Consider the following 21,586-nt stretch of genomic DNA (forward strand, 5'->3'; position numbering starts at 1 on the left):
AATTGATAATCTTACAAATTGTAATTTTTAAAAGCCCGCTGCGTAATACAGTGGGCTTTTTTATTTGGGGTGGAAATGTGGTGATTTAGGGCTGAATGCTTTAGGAGGAACGCGTTATAATATTACCCATTAGATTTAGGGGGGATCGCTATGAGTCTGAAAAGCAGTTATTGCTTAATTTTAATAACTATCATGGTGATATCATCACTCGGTGGTGCCTCTTTTATATGGGTTTCCACGCTATGTAAAACCAGGTTCATAATTTCATCGGCCGAGCAATTTCTATTTTGATCTACCAGCTCTATCAAGCGGTTAAGCCCAAAATCTACTCCTTTTTCATTAAATGCTTCGGTTATCCCATCGGTGTAAAGAAGCAATACATCGCCGGCATCTAATTGAATGGAGGTTTCACCATATTCAGTATTGTCAAGCACTCCCAATAGCAATCCGGTTGCCTCCAAAAATCGAGGTTTATCATCGTTCTTATATAATACCGGGGGATCATGTCCACCGTTCGAATAAGAGAGAATCGTTTGCCCATTTTTCTGATGAAGTACGCCGTAAAAAAAAGTGGCAAATTTTGTCATTTCCGTACTTTGATAAAGCATATGGTTTGTGCCTTTAAGACATTCGCTACATTTCTTTGAAATTATAGCCTGACTCCTAAAGGTGGCCTGAAGATTCGCCATCAAAAGAGCTGCAGGCATTCCTTTACCGGTGATATCACCTATACAAAAACCCCATTTATCGGAATCCACTTTCAGGAAATCATAATAATCTCCTCCCACTTCTTTCGCTGGCTTATTTAATGCCGCAATCTCAACTCCATCTATATTAGGAGCTTCCTCTGGGAGCAATTTGAGCTGAATTTCCCGGGCCATTTTCATTTCGTTCTTCAATCCCATTAAGGCTTTCTCTTCTTCGTATAGACGGGCATTCTCTATTACTTGCGCTGACTGAGAAGCAATGATTGAGAGTAATCTTCTATCTTGGTCCGTGAAAAAAGTATTGCCCTTCTTATTGAACGCAGCGAGATAGCCGATTAATTTATCTTTTACGATTAAGGGGACGCAAAGAATTGAATCGAATGTATGTTTTTCACTGTTTAGCGAACTAAAACGAGGGTCCTTAAAGATGTTATTACTCATTAATACAGATCTATTTTTATACATCCATCCCTTGAGCCTGCTGTCCAAATGAATAGGTAGCTTAGAGGCGGTAGTATCCCGATGTCTGATCATGGTATGAAATTCCTCTGAAGCCTCATCATTGAGTAGACTAACAGTCCCTTCTTCAACCTTAAGGTGTTTGATACATTTCAGTACTATTTGATCAATTATATCCTCTACCGTATTAAGCGAAGAAATAGCTGTTGCAATATCATTTAGAACCTTTAGCTCATTTACTGCTTGTTGCAGGTTCTGATTTTGTTTGAAGAGTTTATCCAATTTTAATCAGTGAAGTTTGTTCTTGATACGATAAGGAAAGTAGAATGCTGAAAACCAAGATACTTACTTATTATTTAATTGTGAATAAAATATTGAAAATTAACTGTTTATAGATAAATTACTGATAATAAATTATTTAAATGTAATGACTAAGCGGACTGTTTGTTTTAGAAGTCGGCAAACTTAACTCATCATGTCTTCCTCATATCTTCATTATGAAATAGTAAAAAAACTGGGAGAGGGAGGTATGGGCATTGTTTATTTGGCCGAAGATAAGAAATTAAGCCGACAGGTTGCCCTAAAGTTTCTTCCAGATCACATTTCTTCGGATCCTACCGAGCGAGCCAGATTCTTGAAAGAAGCGCGCGCATCTGCAGCGCTTAACCATCCGAATATTGCTCAGGTTTATTCCATCGAAGAGGTTGATGAGAAGCTTTTTATAGTGATGGAGTATGTCGATGGCATTGAGCTAAAAGAATGGATTAGAAGTGATGAATGTACGGCAACCGAACAGTTGAAAATCACAGAGCAAATTGCAGAAGGTATCAAGGCGGCCCATGATAAAGGAATAATTCATCGTGATATTAAATCAAATAATATCATGATTACCCATACGGGCGATGTGAAAATCATGGATTTTGGGATAGCTTATTTTCGAGGTGAAGAACATATAACCAAGACAGGTACAACCTTGGGGACAACTGCCTATATGTCCCCCGAACAATTACGTGGGACTGATGCTGATGAGGTAACAGATATATGGTCGTTTGGGGTTGTATTGTATGAATTATTTACTCAAAATCTTCCTTTTCAGGGATCATATGAACCTGCAATAATATATTCCATCACTGAGGAAGAACCCATCCCAATAGATGAATATACAGCTGAGGTGCCGGAAAGAATTAGGCACATAATACTCAGATGTTTAGAAAAGGACAGGGAAAAACGCTATTCCAATTTTGGTGAAATAACTGCTGATCTAAAAGAAGATGAGTTAGAAAGTAATTATTCTGTTTCTCCAATAAAACGTTGGTCTAATCAATCAAAGAGCATTTGGATAACAGGTGCACTGAGCGCCATTTTCTTGGTATTGATAATGATTGTGGTTGGTACCCCCTCAAGTGTTTACAGCAGGATTCCTGACAAAATTTTATTAGCCGTACTTCCTATTGAAATTATTGGTGAGAACGATTCCCTTGATGGTATTGGCGTTGGACTTGTCGAAACGCTTTCTTTTCGTCTGACTGAAGTTGAAAAATATGTAGATTCCTATTGGATTACTCCTGCCAGTGAATTACGCAAAGAAAATGTCAAAAGCATAACGAAAGCAAAACAGCTTTTTGGAATTAACCTGGCTATTTCGTCTTCCATTCAATCGATAGACGATTCTACCCGATTGCTTTTAGAATTAGTAGATGCCGACAACATGCGAAGTCTTGAAACAAGGCAAGTGGTAGTATCCTCAAATAATCTTACCGATCTGGAGAAAATGGGAGTCAAGGCGATGCTGGGGATGTTAAATATCGATATTAGTTCCGGGCTGTCTGAGAGCCTATTGGAGGGAGAACCCTCTACTCCTAAGGCATACGAATTATATTTGAAGGGGTTGGGCGCTCTTAATGATGTGAATCGGCCTGATCATTTGGATGATGCTATTCGATTTTTTAAGCATTCCATTAGTCTTGATCCAGACTATGCATTAGCCCATGCCGGATTAGGGGAAGCATTTTGGGAAGTATACGAAAGAAGAAAAACCCCTGAATATGTGGACAGTGCCAGAACTACTTTGCATAAAGCAGAAGAATTAAATGAAAATCTGACTCCAATACAGGTAATGCTTGGCAGATTGAACACAGGTACGGGCAATTATGAAGCAGCTATTGAACATTTTAAAAATGCGTTAGCATTAGATGGTAAATTAAGTTCTGCTTTACGAGGATTGGCAAGCGTTTATGACATGCAGGGAATTCCCGAAAAGGCAGAAGAAACATACCTGAAAGCTATTGAACTAAAAACTGATTACTGGAAAGGCCACAAAGATCTGGCAGTGCATTACCTTCAGCGGGGACAATATCCATCTGCTATTGAACAGTTTCAGAAAGTAGTCGATATCCTTCCTAACAACAATAGTGCCCATTCTAACCTGGGTGCGGCTTATTTATACAATGGGCAAAATGAAAAGGCCCGCCAGATATTTGAACGTGCGATGGCGCTTGAAAACGATCCTATTACCGCTAACAATTTAGCGTATATATATTTTTCTGATGGATTGTATCTTGAAGCTGCTGAGATGTATGAATTGGCCGTAACAGAATACAGCGACCAGTACATTATATGGGGAAACTTAGCCGTAGCGTATGAATTGGGAGGCAACAACGAAGAGGCTCTTCGCTCATATTTAAAGGCTATTGAAAAAGCTAAGAATCAGCTACAGATAAATCCCAACAACGCCGATGTATTAGCAGATCTTGGAGCCTATTATTCCGATATCGAAGATGAGGCAAAAGCTCTTGAGTTTATCGAAAAAGCTCTTGCCATTGACCCAGATAAAGAAGGGGTGCGAAAAAGAGCGGTGACTACATATGAAAAGCTTGGCATGAGAAATAAAGCTTTACATTGGATTAATGCACCGATGTTAGACTATGTCGAATCCCAAGTCGAATTAAAAGAATTAGCCGCTGATACAAGGTATTTAGAATTGAAGAAAAACATGAAGCAGTAGGCAATCAATTTTCTAAAGTAAATAAGTCCACCAATAACTCTTATAAAATTAGATATGAATAATAAACTGATTATCACACTCACCTTAATCCTTCTATTGGGTACTACAGCTAGCTTGGGAGTTGAACATCTGATTGCTACGATAAATGTGAAGATTCAAAAAGATAACCAAGATAACATCTGGAGGGTTAAAGATAACCAAGGCCAGAACAAGGGCACTATAGTTTCGTCCCGTAATGATAAAATAAATTGGCAGACAATCGGATCAGAAATGGTTTTCACATTTCCTGAAGAAATTGACGGCTACTTTACATATGAACAAGGTCTGTTTGAAGATGGGCGATCTCAACGAGTTGAGGCAAATAAAAAACTTAGGCTTACAGTAAGAGAAAACGCACCACAAGATACGCTTGAGTATACGGTCTATGTGGTTGCTGCAGACACTTTTGTAGTAGGTGATTCTCCCCCTAAACTAATTATCAGGTAGTTGAATCCTTGTTAAAGGTGAATTTTGTGTGGGAGCATTGTGATTTCTTATGAATCTTGGAATGAATAATTAAGGACAAATCTTTTTGTTTTTCAACAAATAAAAAGACGATGTGAGCTTTTATTAATCGGATATTTTAATACAGTGTCATGCTGAATTTATTTCAGCATCTGTCTAGGATTTTACAAAATATAGATCCTGAAGAGAGTTCAGGATGGTAGGGTAGCTGATTATTAGTTTTAGGAAACTTTGGAAGTTTCCTAAAACCTTGAAATTTAATGAGCTTAATGCCTTAGTGGCAAAAAACAAACTACCCAATCCACGGGTAATCATCCCAGTTTGGCTTGCGTTTTTCGAGAAAGGCATCACGTCCTTCCGCAGCCTCGTCTGTCATATATGCGAGTCGCGTGGCTTCGCCGGAGAATACCTGCTGACCCACCATGCCATCATCTACAAGATTAAAAGCATATTTAATCATTCGAATGGCAGTTGGACTTTTCTCAAGGATTTCTTGGGCCCACCGGTAGGCGGTTTCTTCGAGCTCATCATGGGGAACAACCGCATTGACCATCCCCATATCATAGGCTTCTTGTGCCGTGTAGTCCCGACCTAAGAAAAAGATTTCGCGCGCTTTCTTTTGTCCCACTTGACGCGCCAACAGGGCAGAGCCAAATCCACCATCGAAACTGGCTACATCAGCATCGGTTTGTTTGAAAATGGCATGCTCCTTACTGGCAATGGTAAGATCACAAACAACATGCAGACTATGTCCGCCGCCGACCGCCCAGCCCGGGATAACGGCAATAACGACCTTGCCCATGAAGCGGATCAGGCGCTGTAGGTCTAATACGTTGAGACGAGGCGTACCGGCATCATCCTTATATCCGGCTTTACCACGTACGTTTTGATCACCCCCGGAACAAAAAGCCCATTTTCCATCTTTGGGGGATGGCCCTTCGCCGGTAAGTAGCACTACGCCGATGTTTGAGTCCTCGCGGACATCCAGGAAAGCGTCCTGCAATTCGAAGAGTGTCTTGGGACGAAAGGCATTGCGGATTTCCGGTCGATTGATGGCAATGCGTGCTACGCCGTTTGATTTTTTAAAAGTGATATCCTCGTATTCATTGACGGTTTTCCATTTCATAATAATAGTCGTGAGTCTTGAGTAGTGAGTATTGAGAAATTAGGTTAGTTGCTGGTTATAAAATCTCTGATCTTTTCGGTTAATTCATCCGGATTATCGAGGTGTATGCGGTGACCGGCTTTGATGGATGAAAAGGTAGCATTTGGCAGTTGCTCTAACAAGTATTGATTGATGCACTGGTACTTTTTGTCTGCCGAGCCAGCCAGTAGCAGTACAGGTAAATCTAACGTTGAAAGTGCATCACAAGCGGGAGACATGCTTCCAGCTCCAAATCCATACAGAGAATTTGCCAGGGCATTAGGCGATTGTTCGAGCTGAATATTTTGATATTTACGAGCAAGGTTCTCGTCAGTGGACGCTGGTGATTTGAACAAGTCGAGCTTGCTCCAATTTGCTAAAAATTTTTCAAAGTCTTCTTCGATTCGTTTAGCCCTTGCTGCATCTACTTTTTGTCGATCTTTCCTTTTTTGAGGATCAGAAATCCCGCAATTGGTGCTTTCCAAAGCTAATCCATTAAACAGTGTTGGTTTATGTAAAGCCGTTTTCAAAGCCAGCCGTCCGCCCATACTATAGCCGTAAAGAAGCAGGGGAGAAAGATTTAATCCATAGATCAGTTTTACAATGTCATCGATCTGGTGCGACTCATTATATCTGGCCGGATCCGTTGGTTTGGAGGATTGACCGTGACCTAGCAAATCTATCGATACCGGATTGCAGGAAACGGTTAGCTTGTCAATCAGATGATCGAAAACCCGGTGATCACCCATAAAACCGTGCAGCATCAACAGCCAGGGTAAGCTGTCATCTCGCTGATGAATCTGTACTGCATATTCTTGATTGTTGACTTGTAGTTGTTCCATCAATTAGAAATCCCAGAGTTGATTTCGCAATTGCATGGAGGCGTCAGCATCGGTTTGACATTCGATAACAGATAATCCCTTGTGTTGATCAATGATTGTGGTCAGATCAAGATTTTGGAGCTCAGAAAGGGATTTTATTGAATAATGAGGGATATCATAAGCGCTGATAAGTTTATTAATTTGCACATCTTGAGGTGTTTCAAAGTAGGGCTCAAAATGTTGTTTGTTGTCATGGATGGGCAGCATCCTGAAAATAGATCCTCCACCATTATTGATAACAATAATAACCAGGGAATGAGCCATGTTTTTATGATTAAGCAGGGCATTGGTGTCGTGTAAAAAAGCCAGGTCACCGGTAAAAAGCACTCCTGATTTTTGCAAACCTTTAGCAATTCCCATCGCTGTTGAGGTAACGCCGTCGATGCCACTGGCTCCGCGGTTCAAGAAAAGAGGTATGGCTGATGATTGTCTACCAAAAAGGTTGATGTCGCGGGCGGGAAAAGAGTTGGAAACGGCGATAAAGTGATCCCCGGAAATTTGTGGCGTTAACTGGTGATATACACTACCATCGGTTAATTTTGAGTACTGCCCAATCGTTTTTTGATAGTAATTGTTAAACTCGTTTTCGGTTTGCTTCCAGCTTTGTATCCAGTTTGGATTAGTTTTCGTTGCTAATTCTTCAAATTGGATTTTTTGTCCCATCCAGGGAATGCGATCTGCCCCCGAAAACGTGGCATCTTGCCACTCATCCGTACTTGCAAAATGAAAATGGTGCTTAGGATTCCATTCGTCTAAAGCAATTGTTAGACTTTTGCTTGTAGGCTGAAACCCAAACCGTAAGATCACATCAGGTTCGAGTTGGTTACGTAAATCTGTATTACGCAAAAATCCTGCAAATCCCCGAATGGTACTCGCGCTGTCAATTGAAGATTCACTCAAGATGGGAGCCTCAAGTTTTTCAGCAAGTTTAGAGATAGATTCCATATCATCACTGGGCGCTGTGGGACCTACAATAATGAGTGGTTTTCGGGCGTATGAAAGTTTTTTTTGAAGTGAGGAACTTAGGCTAAAAGCAGTTAAAGCGGTTTTATTTTCTACATTTGTACTTGGCAAATCTTCATTTTCTTCCTGGATTTGAGCCAATTTATTTTCCGTCGGTTCCAGTGGTTTACGGAATGGAAAATTCAAGTGGACAGGACCTCGTTTTTCTCGGGATAGAGATACCGATTGTTGAGCCAGCATTCGTATTCGCTGCAGATCCTTTGCATCGGATTTAGGTTCTCCAACCTCATGGAAAAAGACCGGATAATCCCCAAAAATTTTAAGCTGATCGATAGCTTGGTTGGCTCCGGTAGCCCGCAAGTGTGGAGGACGATCGGCCGTGGCTAAAATCATCGGTACACCAGATTGCCTGGCTTCAATCACAGCAGGGTAATAATTAGCCAGAGCGGTTCCCGAAGTGCAAATTAAAACTGCAGGGATATTGCTGGCTTTGCCGATACCAAGAGCTGTAAAAGCAGCAGATCGCTCATCCAAAATAACATGCTTTTTGAGATTTGGATTTGAAGCAGCGGCCAGGGTTAAAGGGGTGGAGCGAGAGCCGGGAGATATAATGATATGTTCAACGCCATACTTGCAAAGTGCTTGGAGAAAAGTGTTGGTCCACTGTAAGGCTACATTGCCGTGGTGTTGATCAGTCATACTGCAGTGCCGAAAGCATTGGCTTCAACTTAAGATTTGTTTCTTCCCACTCGGTAGCGGGATCCGAATCCTTAACAATTCCGCAACCCGCAAATAAATAGGCATAATCTTTTGTACATAACGCACTGCGTATTGCCACAGCAAATTCCATATTTCCTTTGCTGTTTATCCATCCAACAGGGCCGGCATATCTCCCACGTTCGAAATGTTCCAGATTTTTAATATGAGGAGCCGCTTTGTGCCAGGGATATCCGCCCACAGCCGGAGTAGGATGTAGCTGACCGAGCACTTCAAATATATTTGAATCCTCGTTTAGGTGTGCCCTGATAGGGGTGTAAAGGTGCTGTACATTCGATAGCTTTTTAATTTCAGGAGTTGTACTTCGGTTCAATTCTTTTACAAAAGGCTCAAGGCGTTCTTCGATATCCTGAATTACAAAATTATGTTCGTTCTGGTCCTTGCCATTACGTGATAATTTTTTTTCCAAGAAAGCATCTTCCGTAGCTGTGTTTCCTCTTTCTATGCTTCCCGCCAGTGCTTCGGTGAGAAGTAATTTGTTTCGGGCAGAGATCAGCCGCTCGGGAGTAGACCCTAAAAAGGTTTTTCCGGATGGATTATGGATCAGAAAATTGTAGCAGTTTGTATACTGTTTGCGGAGGTTATTAATAACCTGTGTCGGGGTTACTTCGGTGCTCCTGGATACTTTGATACTGCGTGCTAAAACAATTTTTTCAAAAGTATTTTTGTTGATAAGATTTTTTGCCTCATTCACGGAATCAGACCATTGTTGATAATCTGATTTTTGCTTTGGGAGTGGTGTAGTTGGAGCTTTTCCATTTTGATGGGTTTTACCGGCCGAACTTTTTTGCTCTAACGTATCTTTAACATCTTCGAGTTGAGCAGCGATATAATCATAGAGCTCGTGGGCTGCCTCAAATGTATTTAGATCAACAGCAAATGTAGCTAATGTAAACTTTCCATCTTTAATGATCATCCACTTCGGAAGGGTAAACGAGGCGGGCGGAAAATCTTCCCAGAGTTCATCATTATTTTGATCAAAAAAGGAAAATCCTCCAAGTAAAAACAATCCCGAATAGGGATGGGAGATGGTCGAAAACTCTGCTGTATTCTGACGAATTGCTTTAATCTTGTTATTGATCACATTAAATCGATCCGAACCTGAAGCTGCAATGGATGTAATTTCGTCACCGGCCGCAATAGCAAATTCGTCGGTTGGTTTCTCCCAATAATACTGAAAAGTATTCTTTTTCCAGCACATTTCAAGGTAGGCCAGGGGATCAATCGATTGAATTGGAAAACTAAATGTGGCGTATCGCGAAGTGGAGTTTTTAAAAAGGTTTTCTAAGAAATATCTAAACTCCGAGTCATTAAAACGAGTAACCACAGATGGTCGATAATCTTTTAATTCTGATAAAGGATTGTCATTCATGGAGTAATTACACTTTTTCAATATCAGTTTTCATAAGTTTCAATATAAATTGAAAATTGATATTTCCATAATGATAATCTGTTGTTTTTAGGCTCAGTTATTGAAAGCGCTTTCAACGAAAGGGGAAAATTTATTTGCATGTCTACGGTAAGATTAAGAAAATTCAACCGATAAATTTCAGCACAGGCTAATATCATTTACAAACAGATCTCATGGTAGAAATTAAGGAGTTTAACCTTCAGAATGTATCCGTTCATTATAAATGGAATAATGACAAAGAGCTGAATTACTACGATTCAGATTATCCCCATCAGCATGAAAGTTTTGAGACTTTTTTGAAGCGGATTAAAACGGTTTTGGATGAGAGAAATGAAACTAACGAACTGTTCGAGATTCATTTATCCGAAAATGATAAGCTTATCGGTATTGTAGATATTCATGCCATCGATAAGTACAATAAGCGCTGCTTTGTGAATTGTACAATTGGTGATCGAAAGTATGCTGGCAAGGGATATGATGTGAAGGCCTTAAAAATTGTGCTGGATCACTGTTTTAATGAAAAGGGAATGCACAAGGTTGGAACAACAGCCTTCGATTTTAACACCTCTTGGATAGAAAGTGTTGAAAAGCTCGGATTTCAGCAAGAAGGACAATTGCGCGAGCACGTCATCAAAAATGATGATTATTGTGATAAACTTATTTTTAGCTTGCTAGAAAAAGAGTTTCAATCCAACAAAGTAGAAGCTGCTGTCGCCGAATAGCGGCTTGTGTTATTACCGGGCGTTGTCATTATCCCCGGAGTCAAAGGGATTGTAAATGCCATACTCATTGGGATCGTAATCGGCTAACTTAAAAAAGTGATCCCAGGCTGCTTTGCTTTTCCCGTCTTCATCAACCCAGTTTGGATGACTTTGTTTTATGAGTCCTACTGCACGCTCGGCATATTCTACTCGTTCTTCTTCATCTTTAATGCGGGGAAGGGAATCAATCATTCGGTCGAGATTGTATCCGCAGTCAAAATCTTTTGGCTTTTTCTGTTTTACAAACATAAATCTTTTTCTTGGGCGTTAATTTTTGAGGAAGATAACAGAGTTCTTCCTTCGAATAAAGAACTTTTTAAACTTAAGAGCTTTATAGTTTAAATCTTTTTTTCGAGTAGACAACTCAAAATCCCTATATTCCGACGCTTACAGTTTTTAACTTTTATCAAAATAGCAACTACACAAATCTTAAGATGTATTACAATTCCATATTAGAAACCATTGGTAATACGCCGCTGGTAAAACTAAATGAGGTCGCAAAAGAATTTGAAGGAACTATACTGGCTAAGGTAGAATATTTTAATCCCGGACAAAGTGTGAAAGATCGAATCGGGCTAAAAATGATTGAAGATGCCGAAGAGAAAGGCCTAATTAAACCGGGCGGGACTATTATTGAGGGGACGTCTGGGAATACAGGTATGGGATTGGCGCTTGCAGCTACTATTAAAGGATACGACTGTATTTTTACCACAACTGATAAACAAAGTAAAGCAAAAATAGATCTGCTGCGTGCGTTGGGGGCCGAAGTGAAAATTTGCCCTACGGATGTAGAACCTGATGATCCGCGCAGTTATTATTCTGTGGCCAAGCGACTTAGTGAAAACATCTCCAATTCGTATTATCCCAACCAGTACGATAATCCCAGCAATACCCAGGCTCACTATGAGACTACCGGTCCTGAAATTTGGGAGCAAACCGAAGGTAAGGTAACGCACTATGTGGCGGGAATGGGTACCGGAGGAACTATATCGGGTGCTTCAAAATATCTAAAGGAACAGAATTCTGAGATTAAAACGATTGGTGTTGACAGTGTCGGTTCGGTATATAAACATTATTTTGAAACCGGGGAATTTGATAAAAATGAAATTCATCCCTATTTGACAGAAGGGATAGGAGAAGATATTATTCCCGAAAATATGGATTTTGATCTGTTGGATGAGGTTATCCAGGTAAATGATAAAAATGCTTTTCAGATGACGCGTAAACTGGCCAAAAAAGAAGGGCTTTTTGTTGGCGGATCCTGCGGTGCCGCTGTATATGGGGCTCTTGAATATGCCCGTGATAATGATTTTGGCAAAAATGATACTATGGTGATTATTTTACCTGATAGCGGCACGCGTTATGTGTCAAAAATTTATAATGATAAATGGATGGATGATCACGGATTTTTAGATTCCGATGAGTAACGAACGGCAAATTTAATTTGTAAACTCTTTATTATGGCCGATCAAACAAAAGATTTTAAGCAGGGACAGATTCAAATTGAACTGCCTGAAGAAGAAGCTACGGGTACCTACTCCAATTTGGTAATGATATCGCATTCACCTTCTGAATTTATTCTCGATTTTATTTCAGTAATGCCGGGAGCACCCAAGGCAAAGGTTGTCAAGCGAATGGTGCTTACTCCGGATCACGCAAAGCGGTTGATGAATGCTCTTTCTGAAAATATTAAGCGCTATGAGAATGAGAATGGAGCGATATCAAATAACAATGATGACATTGATGTCCCATTTAATTATCGTGGACCAACCCCCGAAGCGTAAACCACTGGTTTCATGCTTGAATTTCTAAAGAGGTTATTTAAAAACCAGGATCAGGATCTTACTTTCGTTGTCTTTGATGATGATCCGGAATCTTCCACATCCTACAACTTTAAACCTTCAAGGATGTGGAACCTGTTTTATATTTCATTGTTAACGGTTACTATTGTTGTGCTACTGCTTGTAATGTTTACGCCTATCAGCGGACTATTGTATAATCAGCATGATGCAGAGCTCCGTGAGCGAGTTGTTGATATCTCCCAAAAAGTACAGGCTCTTAAAGATTCTTTAGAAGCACGTGACAATCAGTTAGCAGAGATGCAGCAGGTAATTGCGACAGGTGATGATACCTCTTTTGCTGTTAAAGAAGGCAGTTCCGTAGCACTGCAATCAGCGAATCAAAAAAGGTCGGAACTTGACTTTACATCTGAAGTAAATAGTAAAGGAACATTATCTCAAAACGAGATAATATTCTCGAATATTTTTGAGCAGGCACCTGAATTCCCGACAGATTACCCTGTTAATGGCACATTTACCCGAGGATTTAATCCTGAAAATGGACATTACGGTATTGATATTGCTACAAAGCAGGGAACATCTTTTAAGGCAATAGCCGATGGAGCAGTTATTAACCAGGATTGGACGATCAATTATGGATATGTACTGCATGTACAGCATAGCAATAGTATTATAACGGTATATAAGCACGCGGCAAGCGTGTCAAAATCAATTGGTGATATTGTTTTAAAAGGTGATATCTTGGGAACAACAGGTGATGTGGGTGTATTAAGCTCCGGGCCTCATTTGCATCTGGAAATCTGGAAAAACGGAGTACCCCAAAATCCGAATACGTATTTAATAAAATCTTAAGAAGATTATGTTTAATAATAATAAGAAAGATAAGGAATCATCTATGAGTTCTAATAAATCCGGTAAGAATTTACCCTCAGTAAATATGATAAGTGAAGGCACCGAACTTAAAGGTACCCTGAAAACAAAAAATGATGTTCGCATTGCTGGTACCCTGGATGGGGAAGCAGAGGCGGAAGGCAAAATCATTGTTTCATCAACAGGTAAAGTTAAAGGTAATATTGAAGCCGTTGATGCTGATATTGCCGGCAACATCGATGGCGAAGTACGAGTAACCAATAAGCTTATTCTTCGCAAATCGGCTACTATAGAAGGGGATATTTATACAAAGACGATTCTGGCTGAAGAAGGATCACAGATAAACGGATCATTCCATATGAGTGAAAATATAAAAGAAGAAATCAAGAAGAATACGAATGGCTTGTCTTCAAAATTGGGAAGCTCAAAGTCCAAAGATGATAAGTCAGAAGATGATGTTGCAAAAGGAAAATCCAAGGTCAATAAAAAAGATTGACGAATAGTAAAAAACCAACTGATTATTTAGAATATGTTTCGTTGGGGGGAGAAATAGCAGCCGCGTTATCGATCCCTATATTTTTGGGGTATTGGCTGGACAATTATTTTGGCCTCAGTCCCTGGCTGTTGCTGGGTGGCTGTGTTGTAGGTATTATAAATATTTTTATTCTCATCTTTAGGTTAAACGACCGATTGAATAAGGAGTAGAACGGGGGAGGGGTTTGGATCATCAGGTGCAAAAGTTGGCGCACAAATTTTTATGGAATTCCCTTATTGCTTTTCTGTTCATATTGGGAATTACCTTCCTTTTAGGTCAGCAATACTACCTGGATGTGAGTATCGGTTTTTTTTTGAGCTTCCTTTTTGTTGGCAGTAATTTTTTTGTCATAAAACGAATTAAGACAGAAAAAAGCTCAAATTTTATTACCCGGTTTTATATTTCTTTGGGCATTCGATTTCTTTTGGTTTTAGTAGCTTTGGTAGTGATTTTGGAGACCATAAAAATTCATCAAATTTACTTTACAGTTAGCTTCATAATTTCTTATATTTTCCACTCTGTAATCGAGATTATTTTAATCAACAAACTACTTGAAACTGATAATTAGAATTTAATGCTAAGGGCCTGCCGCCGACTGTTCGTTTTACTCTTACTGGTTCTCTTCTTCACCCCATTAACAGAAGCCTCGGATAAAGCCAAACAAGATTCCGAAGGTGCTCCTATAGACGTTGTAGGAAAAGTTGTCGACCATCATGAGTTGGCGGTTTTGGGCTACCATGTTCCCCTTCCTCGCATATTTTTGGTTGAAGGTGATTTGTTTGCCTACAGTAGTACAAAGAATGCTATTGAATCTGGAGAATTTGTTGAAAAGGATGGTGCGTTGATGCCGGCTAATGGGGCAGAGATTACAATGGACTTATCTATTACATCGCACTTGATGTATGTATGGTTCGGATTGATATTAACAGTTTGGATAACCATAGCAATGGCCCGCAAGTATAAGCAGGGAGTGGGACGCAAAACAGAACCCCAGGGATGGTTTCAAAATCTGTTTGAAATCGTTTTTGTTTTCGTGCGTGATGATATCACAAAGAAAAATATCCCCGATGACAAATATGAAAAATTTGTTCCCTATTTGTTTACAGTATTTGTTGGGATATCATTTATGAATCTTTTTGGTTTGTTGCCATGGGGTGCAACAGCAACCGCTGATATTACAGTTACTGGTGTATTGGCAGCATTTACCTTTTTTATCACACAGTGGAATGGTTCAAAGGATCACTGGGAGCATGTATTTTGGTTTCCCGGCGTTCCCGGTTGGATGCGTATTATTCTTACTCCTATCGAAATCATTGGATTGTTTACTAAGCCATTTGCGTTGGCTGTACGTCTGTTTGCAAACATGCTCTCCGGTAAGATTATGATTATCTGTATTCTGGGATTGATCTTTATCTTTGCAGATATATTTGGAAGTATGGCCGGAATTGGAATGAGCTTTTTTGCGGTGCCGTTGACGGTTGCTTTATACGTGCTAAAGGCTTTTGTCGGACTTTTACAAGCATATATTTTTACACTTCTGTCGGCTGTATTTATTGGGATGGCTGCCGAAGAGCATGCGCATGAAGAAGGAATTGAAGCGCACGCATAACGAATTTAATTATATCACATAATCTAAACCTAAACTTAAAACTAAAATAACAGGTAAAAAATATGGGTTTATTAGCAGCAGGAATTGGAGCAGGAATTGTAGCAGTTGGTGCTGGAATCGGCATCGGTATGATTGGTAAGAGTTCAGTAGAAAGTATTGCTCGTCAACCCGAAGCATCTGATGATATTCGTGGCGCTATGATCTTGACCGCTGCTCTTATTGAGGGTGTAGCACTTATCGGCGCTATTGTATGTATTCTTCTTGCTCTCGGAATTGGTGGTTAATTCAAACTATTCAAATTAAACTATGATGCTATTTTTAGCAGGCGGAAGCGGCATACTCTCTTTTAGTAGTGGGTTTGCTCTTTGGGTAGCCTTATCATTGGTAATTTTTCTTGCCGTAATGGGCAAGTATGCAGTACCATTGATAATGGAAGCGCTGGAAGAGCGAGAAACCCGCATTAAAGATTCTTTAGAATCAGCTGAGCAGGCATTAGAACGTGCTGAGAAGATTTCTAAGGATAACGAAAAAGCATTGCGGGAAGCTGAGAAAAAGGCAAAAGAAATCCGCAAAGAGGCTATCGAAGAAGCCGAAATGCTCCGCGCAGAACGTATCGAAAAATCCAAGGAAGAGGCCGAACAAATTATTGAACAGGCCCGTAAAACCATCGAGCAGGAAAAAAAACGTGCTATGATGGAGCTTCGCGACGAAGTAGCACGTTTAGCTGTGCAATCGGCTTCCAAGATTATTGAATCTGAATTGGATGAGAAAAAGAATAATAAGCTGGTAGAAAGCTTTATAAAAGACATCTCAAAAAACTAAGGTAGATGCCTACATCAAAAGTAGCCCGAAGATATGCGACTGCCCTTCTTGAGTTAGCTAAAGAGCGGGATGAGGTCGATGAATTATTAAATGACATCGAGTATATCCATAATACCTTGAAGGGATCGCGGGAGTTGGTTCTATTTTTGCAAAGTCCCATTATCAATTATGATGATAAGACACAGGCTTTGCAGAAAATCTTTTTTGATGAGCTTGAGGAACCAACTAAGCTGTTTTTAAAGCTGTTATCTCGCAAAGATCGCATAAATCAGTTAGACCAGATTACTCAGGCTTTTATTGAGAAATATAAAGAGTATGCCGGCATTATTACTGTGGATGTGTTTGTTGCCCAGCAATTGAATAGTGAGCAGCAAGAGCTGCTTCATAAAAACCTGGAGCAAAAAACACAGAAAAAAGTGGATATGAATATCACGGTTGATGAAGAACTAAAAGGTGGTATGGCTATCCGTATTGAGGACACAGTTATAGATGGAACGGTTAAACACAAGCTCCAAAAGCTTGAGGAATCGTTATTATCAACAACTGTAGAATAGAAATTAAAGACGATTTAAATAACATTTGAACCAATGAGTCAAGTTAGACCAGACGAAGTTTCAGCAATATTACGCAAACAATTATCCGGTTTTGATAGTGAAGCGGACACCTACGATGTGGGAACAGTTCTCGAGGTAGGGGACGGAATTGCCCGCGTGTATGGATTATCAAAAGTACAGGCCGGTGAACTTGTTGATTTGCCTGATTCGATAGATGAAGACGGCAACTCGATTCGCGGAATGGTACTAAACCTTGAGGAAGACAATGTGGGTGTTGTTCTTTTTGGTGCAACCAGCGCTGTTGAAGAAGGCGATACTGTTCGGCGTACAAAGAGTATTGCCTCTATCAATGTAGGAGATGGACTTCTCGGGCGCGTTATCGATCCGCTTGGACGTCCCATCGACGGTAAAGGTCCTATTTCCGGAGATACTATTCGAGTTCCGTTAGAGCGTAAGGCTCCTGGTGTAATTTATCGTGAACCGGTAAAAGAGCCACTTCAAACAGGGATTAAAGCCATTGACTCATTGATTCCTATTGGCCGGGGACAGCGTGAGCTAATTATTGGTGATCGTCAAACAGGTAAAACATCTGTCGCGGTTGATACGATTATCAATCAGAAAGAAACACAAGACACTGATAAGCCGGTTCATTGTATCTATGTAGCTGTTGGGCAAAAAGGTTCTACGGTTGCAGGTATTGCAAAAGCGTTAGAGGATAACGACGCTATTGACTACTCAACGATTGTGTCTGCTCCGGCAAGTGTATCTGCTCCAATGCGTTTTATAGCACCATTCGCAGGTGCGGCTATCGGGGAATATTTCCGCGATACAGGCCGTCATGCTTTGGTAGTTTATGATGACTTGTCAAAGCAGGCCGTTGCATATCGTGAGCTTTCGCTTCTACTTAGAAGGCCACCGGGACGTGAGGCTTATCCTGGAGATGTATTTTATCTGCACAGTCGTTTGCTGGAGCGTTCTGCTAAGATTATTAATGATGATAATATTGCGAAGCAGATGAATAATGTGCCGGAGCAGTTGAAGCCCAAAATGAAAGGCGGTGGATCATTAACTGCATTGCCAATTATTGAAACCCAGGCCGGCGATGTATCTGCTTATATTCCAACGAATGTAATTTCAATTACTGACGGACAGATTTTTCTTGATACAGATCTGTTTAATTCTGGTGTACGACCCGCAATCGACGTCGGTACTTCTGTATCGCGTGTAGGTGGTGCTGCACAGGTTAAGTCGATGAAGGAGTTGTCCGGTACCATGAAGCTTGACTTGGCTCAGTACCGTGAATTGGAGGCTTTTGCCAAGTTTGGTTCTGATCTTGATCCGGCTACACAGCGTCAATTGAAACGTGGTGAGCGCACTGTCGAACTCTTGAAACAGGATATTTATGAACCGCGTCCGGTTGAAGATCAGATAGCACTGCTTAAAATTAACAGTGAAGGTTTGCTCGATGAGCTGGATGTTGATCAAATTCAGGAGTTTGAGGAAGAATACCTCGAAACCGTCCATGTTAAATATGACGATGAGATGGCTGAGCTTGCTGGATCAGGAGACCTTAATGATAAATTTGGTGATAAGTTAATGAATGTTGCCAAAACTGTAATTGATCAACTTAAAGCTACACAAGAAGAGGAAGCATAATTCATGGCCAATCTTCGTGACATACGAAACCGGATAGAATCGATTAAAAATACGCAGCAAATTACGCGTGCCATGAAAATGGTGGCTGCTGCTAAGCTGCGGAAAGCACAAGATCGCATTATTGAAACTCGCCCCTATGCTTCTAAAATGAAAGAAGTAGTGGGACGTCTAGTGGAAAATTCCAGTGAGGATAATGTGCTGCTGCGTACCCCTGAATCAACAGATAATGTTTTAATTATTGTGGTTGGTTCTGATCGTGGTCTTTGTGGTGCCTTTAATAATAACTTGTTCAAAGCTATCGAAAATACGATTAGTGAAGAGTATAGTGAGTACCATGAAAGTGGTAATTTATCATTAATGTGCATTGGTCGGCAGGCAATCAAATATTTCGGCAAGCGTAAATATAATATTGTAGCAGAATATCCTGGTTTTTGGGATGATATTGTTTTTAATAAAGCAACTGAGATCATGAAATCAGTTGTTAATGATTTCAAATCAGGTACCTTTGACGAAGTAAAAGTAGCTTATAATGAATTTAAATCGGTAATTGCACAAAACCGACTTATTGAGTCTGTTTTACCGATTGATTCATCAACGTTGGTTGACGAGGAAGAGGATATTTCTTCTACAGAATATATTTTTGAACCGGATGTAGAAAGTATTCTTCAAAAACTTTTACCTTTGCACTTGAATTTGCAGCTCTGGAGAGCTATTCTGGAATCTAATGCTGCTGAGCAGGGTGCCCGGATGACAGCCATGGATAATGCTACTGAAAATGCTCAAGAAATGAAGGAAGATCTTCAACTTGAGTATAACAGGGCACGACAGAGCGCAATTACTACCGAAATTTCTGAAATTATTTCGGGTGCCCAAGCTCTTGAAGAAGCATAGATAGTTTTTTGAAAAATTGGAGGGATGGCAGAGCGGTCGAATGCACCGGTCTTGAAAACCGGCAGGCCCTTATGGGTCTCGGGGGTTCGAATCCCTCTCCCTCCGCTCTAAAGAAAGCCTCTTCTTACCGGAAGGGGCTTTTTGTTTAAATAAATCTACCATTTGTTCGTTGGTAGATATAAATATTACGATACTAGGATTATAGCTATGAAAAAATATATATCAGCATTTTTTCTTTTGTTTTTCTTGCTACCTATGATTTCTATAGGGCAGGATACTGTAAAAGTATCGCTGGAATCTTTTATCGAACGTGGTATTGAGAATTCGGGGCAAATTGAATACGAACAACGAAAGGTAGCACTTGCTAACAATCAGATTAATCAAGCACAGGCCAAACGGTATCTTCCACAGTTTCAACTCAGCACTCAACATGGAATTGTTCCTGGAGTTATAAGCCAAACTAATCTACCAGAGGATGAATATTACCTGGATCCGGAGTTAGAAAATGATTGGGAAAACTGGGCCGTATTTACCCGCGCCGAAGTGTCTGCCGTGCAGCCTATTTTCGCCTGGGGAGCTCTTAAGAATGCGGTAAAAGCTGCTAAATCTGCTGCAGTTGCTGCCCAAAAGCAGTTTGAAAAGGAAAAAGCGAATTTACGCCTTCGTCTTTTTGAGCTGTACCAAAGTTATTTATTGACGAATGAAATTTTGGTATTACTTGATGAGGCTCAAAATCAAATCGATAAGATAGAGCGACAAATTGAGGAAAAGCAGGAGAAAGGAGATGCTGATTTTGATGAATCGGACTTATTCAAATTCAAAGTTTTTAAGTCGGAATTTGATATCCGTGCAGCTGAAGTACGTGAGGAAGCGAAAATGACGCAGCGCATTTGGAATTATGTATTAAATGCAGAAGAAAATACGGTTTATGTTCCGGACACAAATTTTTTAGATCCCGTTTCAGAAAAGTTGCGAGAAATAGATTATTATCGGTCGCACGCTCTTGCCAATCGATCCGAAATTGATGCTATCGAAGCTGGTATTGATGCCGCTGAATATGGTATGAAGGCACAGAAGCAGAAGAATTATCCCTCTCTTTTTATTGGATTGAGAGGAAGTTTTGCGAATACTCCCAACCGTCCGCGACAGAGTAATCCCTTTATTATTAATAATTCAAACTACGCTTCAGGTTCGTTCGGATTTGGTATCCGACAAAATCTCGACTTTTTAAGTATTCAGGCTGATATTCAAAAAGGCCGAATACAATATCGACAGGCAAAATATTTAAAAGATGCCGCCGTTGATGGTATAGTTTTGGAAATAAATCAGGCGTATAAAAAAACCTCACTTTCTAAAGTTAAAGTTGACAAAACAGATGAAGCTCATATTACAAGTAAAAAATGGCTGCGCCAGGAACAATTAGACTATGATTTTGGTATGGGAGATACTAAAGACTTGGTCGATGCCATGAAAAAAGAACTAGAGCTGCGGGTTCAGTTAAAAAGAGAAATTTTCAATTTTAACAATAATATTGCTGAATTATATCGCAAATCCGGCCTGCGAATTTTAGAACTTTCGAATCAGAATTAATACAATGACTTTTTTAAATAAACTTTACATAGTTTTATTATCGGCGCTTTTGGGATTGATGTTTTTAAGTCCCACAAATAGTTTTGCTCAATTAGACAGTTCAACTGTACGTAATTTGCTCGAAGAGCGTGATGATGAAATTAAAGATCTGCTTGGTCCAAAAGGAACAGAATATACCCAGGAGCAGCGCGATAAATTAAAGGATATTATCAATGGAATTATTGATTACCGGGCAATGGCACAGCAGGCATTGCAAGCTACTTATGATACATTATCCACGGAACAGCGCAGTGAATTTGTTGATTTATTTTCGACCATTATTCGTGACCAATCGTTAAATAAGCTGGATATTTATCGGGCTGATGTAAAATATGAGCAAATAAATGTAGAGGACAGCTCTGCAACAGTTAAAACGTTAGCCCAGTTGGAAAAGGTGCGCACTCCCGTTAGTTATGAGATGAAATTTAATGGAAAAAATGATCAGTGGGTGGTTACAGATATTATTATTGATGATGTCTCAACTGCCGGATCTTACCAGCGCCAATTTCAAAATATTATACGTAAGAAAGGATACGATTCCCTCTTGGAAACTCTCCGCAAGAGAGCGGCTAAATAAGGTTTAGGAAAGAGGCATTATCCCATTATATTC

General features: G+C 40.1%; 21 protein-coding genes, 1 tRNA gene and 1 pseudogene. 17 read left to right on the top strand and 6 right to left on the bottom strand.

Going from position 1 to position 21,586, the window contains the following annotated elements; all coding sequences use genetic code 11:
• Positions 1-167: 167 nt before the first annotated feature.
• Entirely contained in the window at positions 168-1,448 is a 1,281-nt protein-coding gene (locus U5J89_RS10960; RefSeq protein WP_322575673.1) for a GAF domain-containing SpoIIE family protein phosphatase, read from the bottom strand.
• 193 nt (positions 1,449-1,641) lie between these two features.
• On the opposite strand from U5J89_RS10960, the gene U5J89_RS10965 reads away from it, so the two are divergent.
• Entirely contained in the window at positions 1,642-4,170 is a 2,529-nt protein-coding gene (locus U5J89_RS10965; protein ID WP_322575674.1) for a protein kinase domain-containing protein, read from the top strand.
• Between the two features lie 54 nt (positions 4,171-4,224).
• Positions 4,225-4,656 carry a hypothetical protein gene (locus U5J89_RS10970; RefSeq protein WP_322575675.1) on the top strand — a complete coding sequence of 144 codons (432 nt, stop codon included), beginning with the start codon at positions 4,225-4,227 and terminating at the stop codon, positions 4,654-4,656.
• Positions 4,657-4,966: 310 nt separating this feature from the next.
• Here U5J89_RS10970 and U5J89_RS10975 read toward each other — a convergent pair whose 3' ends face one another.
• From U5J89_RS10975 to U5J89_RS10990, 4 genes are read right to left on the bottom strand one after another with little or no spacing between them, the layout of a single operon-like run.
• Entirely contained in the window at positions 4,967-5,800 is an 834-nt protein-coding gene (locus U5J89_RS10975) for a 1,4-dihydroxy-2-naphthoyl-CoA synthase (protein WP_322575676.1), read from the bottom strand.
• A 44-nt stretch (positions 5,801-5,844) separates the two neighbouring features.
• Complete coding sequence (menH, locus tag U5J89_RS10980; protein WP_322575677.1) at positions 5,845-6,660, bottom strand: 2-succinyl-6-hydroxy-2,4-cyclohexadiene-1-carboxylate synthase; 816 nt, start codon at positions 6,658-6,660, stop codon at positions 5,845-5,847.
• A gap of 3 nt (positions 6,661-6,663) precedes the next feature.
• A complete protein-coding gene (menD, locus tag U5J89_RS10985; protein ID WP_322575678.1) occupies positions 6,664-8,361 on the bottom strand; it encodes a 2-succinyl-5-enolpyruvyl-6-hydroxy-3-cyclohexene-1-carboxylic-acid synthase in 1,698 nt (565 codons plus the stop codon).
• The gene (locus U5J89_RS10990; protein WP_322575679.1) at positions 8,354-9,811 is read right to left on the bottom strand and encodes an isochorismate synthase; all 1,458 of its coding nucleotides are present in this window, start codon (positions 9,809-9,811) and stop codon (positions 8,354-8,356) included. The genes menD and U5J89_RS10990 overlap by 8 nt, the downstream gene beginning before the upstream one ends.
• A 212-nt stretch (positions 9,812-10,023) precedes the next feature.
• On the opposite strand from U5J89_RS10990, the gene U5J89_RS10995 reads away from it, so the two are divergent.
• Positions 10,024-10,572 (top strand): GNAT family protein, encoded by a 549-nt coding sequence (locus U5J89_RS10995; RefSeq protein ID WP_322575680.1) that lies wholly within the window; start codon positions 10,024-10,026, stop codon positions 10,570-10,572.
• A gap of 12 nt (positions 10,573-10,584) precedes the next feature.
• On the opposite strand, the gene U5J89_RS11000 is transcribed toward U5J89_RS10995, so the two are convergent.
• Positions 10,585-10,860: a DUF4290 domain-containing protein gene (locus U5J89_RS11000; protein WP_322575681.1), complete on the bottom strand. Its 276-nt coding sequence runs from the start codon at positions 10,858-10,860 to the stop codon at positions 10,585-10,587.
• A 185-nt stretch (positions 10,861-11,045) separates the two neighbouring features.
• Between U5J89_RS11000 and U5J89_RS11005 the strand changes: the two are divergent.
• The 14 genes and pseudogenes from U5J89_RS11005 to U5J89_RS11065 all read left to right on the top strand — a co-directional run.
• A pseudogene (locus tag U5J89_RS11005) lies at positions 11,046-12,026 on the top strand (PLP-dependent cysteine synthase family protein); the annotation flags it as partial.
• Positions 12,027-12,071: 45 nt separating this feature from the next.
• On the top strand, positions 12,072-12,395 hold the full coding sequence (locus U5J89_RS11010; protein ID WP_322575683.1) for a DUF3467 domain-containing protein: 324 nt from the start codon (positions 12,072-12,074) through the stop codon (positions 12,393-12,395).
• A 12-nt stretch (positions 12,396-12,407) separates the two neighbouring features.
• Positions 12,408-13,262, top strand: coding sequence for a murein hydrolase activator EnvC family protein (locus tag U5J89_RS11015; protein WP_322575684.1), 855 nt, complete (start codon positions 12,408-12,410; stop codon positions 13,260-13,262).
• 43 nt (positions 13,263-13,305) lie between these two features.
• Positions 13,306-13,776, top strand: coding sequence for a polymer-forming cytoskeletal protein (locus U5J89_RS11020; RefSeq protein WP_322575685.1), 471 nt, complete (start codon positions 13,306-13,308; stop codon positions 13,774-13,776).
• Entirely contained in the window at positions 13,773-13,985 is a 213-nt protein-coding gene (locus U5J89_RS16005) for an AtpZ/AtpI family protein (protein ID WP_416208519.1), read from the top strand. The genes U5J89_RS11020 and U5J89_RS16005 overlap by 4 nt, the downstream gene beginning before the upstream one ends.
• A gap of 404 nt (positions 13,986-14,389) precedes the next feature.
• Positions 14,390-15,424, top strand: a complete 1,035-nt coding sequence (atpB, locus tag U5J89_RS11025) for a F0F1 ATP synthase subunit A (RefSeq protein ID WP_322575686.1) — start codon at positions 14,390-14,392, stop codon at positions 15,422-15,424.
• Positions 15,425-15,486: 62 nt separating this feature from the next.
• Positions 15,487-15,708 (top strand): ATP synthase F0 subunit C, encoded by a 222-nt coding sequence (atpE, locus tag U5J89_RS11030; protein WP_322575687.1) that lies wholly within the window; start codon positions 15,487-15,489, stop codon positions 15,706-15,708.
• A 22-nt stretch (positions 15,709-15,730) separates the two neighbouring features.
• Positions 15,731-16,246 carry a F0F1 ATP synthase subunit B gene (gene atpF, locus U5J89_RS11035; protein WP_322575688.1) on the top strand — a complete coding sequence of 172 codons (516 nt, stop codon included), beginning with the start codon at positions 15,731-15,733 and terminating at the stop codon, positions 16,244-16,246.
• A 5-nt stretch (positions 16,247-16,251) separates the two neighbouring features.
• Complete coding sequence (gene atpH, locus U5J89_RS11040; protein ID WP_322575689.1) at positions 16,252-16,800, top strand: ATP synthase F1 subunit delta; 549 nt, start codon at positions 16,252-16,254, stop codon at positions 16,798-16,800.
• Positions 16,801-16,833: 33 nt separating this feature from the next.
• Positions 16,834-18,456 carry a F0F1 ATP synthase subunit alpha gene (gene atpA, locus U5J89_RS11045; RefSeq protein ID WP_322575690.1) on the top strand — a complete coding sequence of 541 codons (1,623 nt, stop codon included), beginning with the start codon at positions 16,834-16,836 and terminating at the stop codon, positions 18,454-18,456.
• Between the two features lie 3 nt (positions 18,457-18,459).
• A complete protein-coding gene (atpG, locus tag U5J89_RS11050) occupies positions 18,460-19,347 on the top strand; it encodes an ATP synthase F1 subunit gamma (RefSeq protein ID WP_322575691.1) in 888 nt (295 codons plus the stop codon).
• 18 nt (positions 19,348-19,365) lie between these two features.
• Positions 19,366-19,452, top strand: a tRNA-Ser gene (locus U5J89_RS11055).
• A gap of 102 nt (positions 19,453-19,554) precedes the next feature.
• Entirely contained in the window at positions 19,555-20,937 is a 1,383-nt protein-coding gene (locus tag U5J89_RS11060) for a TolC family protein (protein ID WP_322575692.1), read from the top strand.
• 4 nt (positions 20,938-20,941) lie between these two features.
• On the top strand, positions 20,942-21,553 hold the full coding sequence (locus U5J89_RS11065) for an ABC transporter substrate-binding protein (RefSeq protein ID WP_322575693.1): 612 nt from the start codon (positions 20,942-20,944) through the stop codon (positions 21,551-21,553).
• Positions 21,554-21,586: the final 33 nt, after the last annotated feature.

Origin of the sequence: Fodinibius sp. (genome assembly GCF_034521915.1) — a bacterium.
Taxonomy (GTDB): Bacteria; Bacteroidota; Rhodothermia; order Balneolales; family Balneolaceae; genus Fodinibius.

What these genes read in the sequence shown, in the direction of transcription:
- U5J89_RS10970 (WP_322575675.1), top strand. Translation starts at nt 4,225, where the DNA reads ATGAATAATAAACTGATTATCACACTCACCTTAATCCTTCTATTGGGT.
- U5J89_RS10990 (WP_322575679.1), bottom strand. Translation starts at nt 9,811, where the DNA reads ATGAATGACAATCCTTTATCAGAATTAAAAGATTATCGACCATCTGTG.
- U5J89_RS11060 (WP_322575692.1), top strand. Translation starts at nt 19,555, where the DNA reads ATGAAAAAATATATATCAGCATTTTTTCTTTTGTTTTTCTTGCTACCT.
- atpE (WP_322575687.1), top strand. Translation starts at nt 15,487, where the DNA reads ATGGGTTTATTAGCAGCAGGAATTGGAGCAGGAATTGTAGCAGTTGGT.
- U5J89_RS11020 (WP_322575685.1), top strand. Translation starts at nt 13,306, where the DNA reads ATGAGTTCTAATAAATCCGGTAAGAATTTACCCTCAGTAAATATGATA.
- atpF (WP_322575688.1), top strand. Translation starts at nt 15,731, where the DNA reads ATGATGCTATTTTTAGCAGGCGGAAGCGGCATACTCTCTTTTAGTAGT.
- U5J89_RS11000 (WP_322575681.1), bottom strand. Translation starts at nt 10,860, where the DNA reads ATGTTTGTAAAACAGAAAAAGCCAAAAGATTTTGACTGCGGATACAAT.
- atpH (WP_322575689.1), top strand. Translation starts at nt 16,252, where the DNA reads ATGCCTACATCAAAAGTAGCCCGAAGATATGCGACTGCCCTTCTTGAG.
- U5J89_RS11010 (WP_322575683.1), top strand. Translation starts at nt 12,072, where the DNA reads ATGGCCGATCAAACAAAAGATTTTAAGCAGGGACAGATTCAAATTGAA.
- atpG (WP_322575691.1), top strand. Translation starts at nt 18,460, where the DNA reads ATGGCCAATCTTCGTGACATACGAAACCGGATAGAATCGATTAAAAAT.
- menD (WP_322575678.1), bottom strand. Translation starts at nt 8,361, where the DNA reads ATGACTGATCAACACCACGGCAATGTAGCCTTACAGTGGACCAACACT.
- U5J89_RS11065 (WP_322575693.1), top strand. Translation starts at nt 20,942, where the DNA reads ATGACTTTTTTAAATAAACTTTACATAGTTTTATTATCGGCGCTTTTG.
- U5J89_RS10995 (WP_322575680.1), top strand. Translation starts at nt 10,024, where the DNA reads ATGGTAGAAATTAAGGAGTTTAACCTTCAGAATGTATCCGTTCATTAT.
- U5J89_RS10965 (WP_322575674.1), top strand. Translation starts at nt 1,642, where the DNA reads ATGTCTTCCTCATATCTTCATTATGAAATAGTAAAAAAACTGGGAGAG.
- atpB (WP_322575686.1), top strand. Translation starts at nt 14,390, where the DNA reads ATGCTAAGGGCCTGCCGCCGACTGTTCGTTTTACTCTTACTGGTTCTC.
- atpA (WP_322575690.1), top strand. Translation starts at nt 16,834, where the DNA reads ATGAGTCAAGTTAGACCAGACGAAGTTTCAGCAATATTACGCAAACAA.
- U5J89_RS11015 (WP_322575684.1), top strand. Translation starts at nt 12,408, where the DNA reads ATGCTTGAATTTCTAAAGAGGTTATTTAAAAACCAGGATCAGGATCTT.
- U5J89_RS10975 (WP_322575676.1), bottom strand. Translation starts at nt 5,800, where the DNA reads ATGAAATGGAAAACCGTCAATGAATACGAGGATATCACTTTTAAAAAA.
- menH (WP_322575677.1), bottom strand. Translation starts at nt 6,660, where the DNA reads ATGGAACAACTACAAGTCAACAATCAAGAATATGCAGTACAGATTCAT.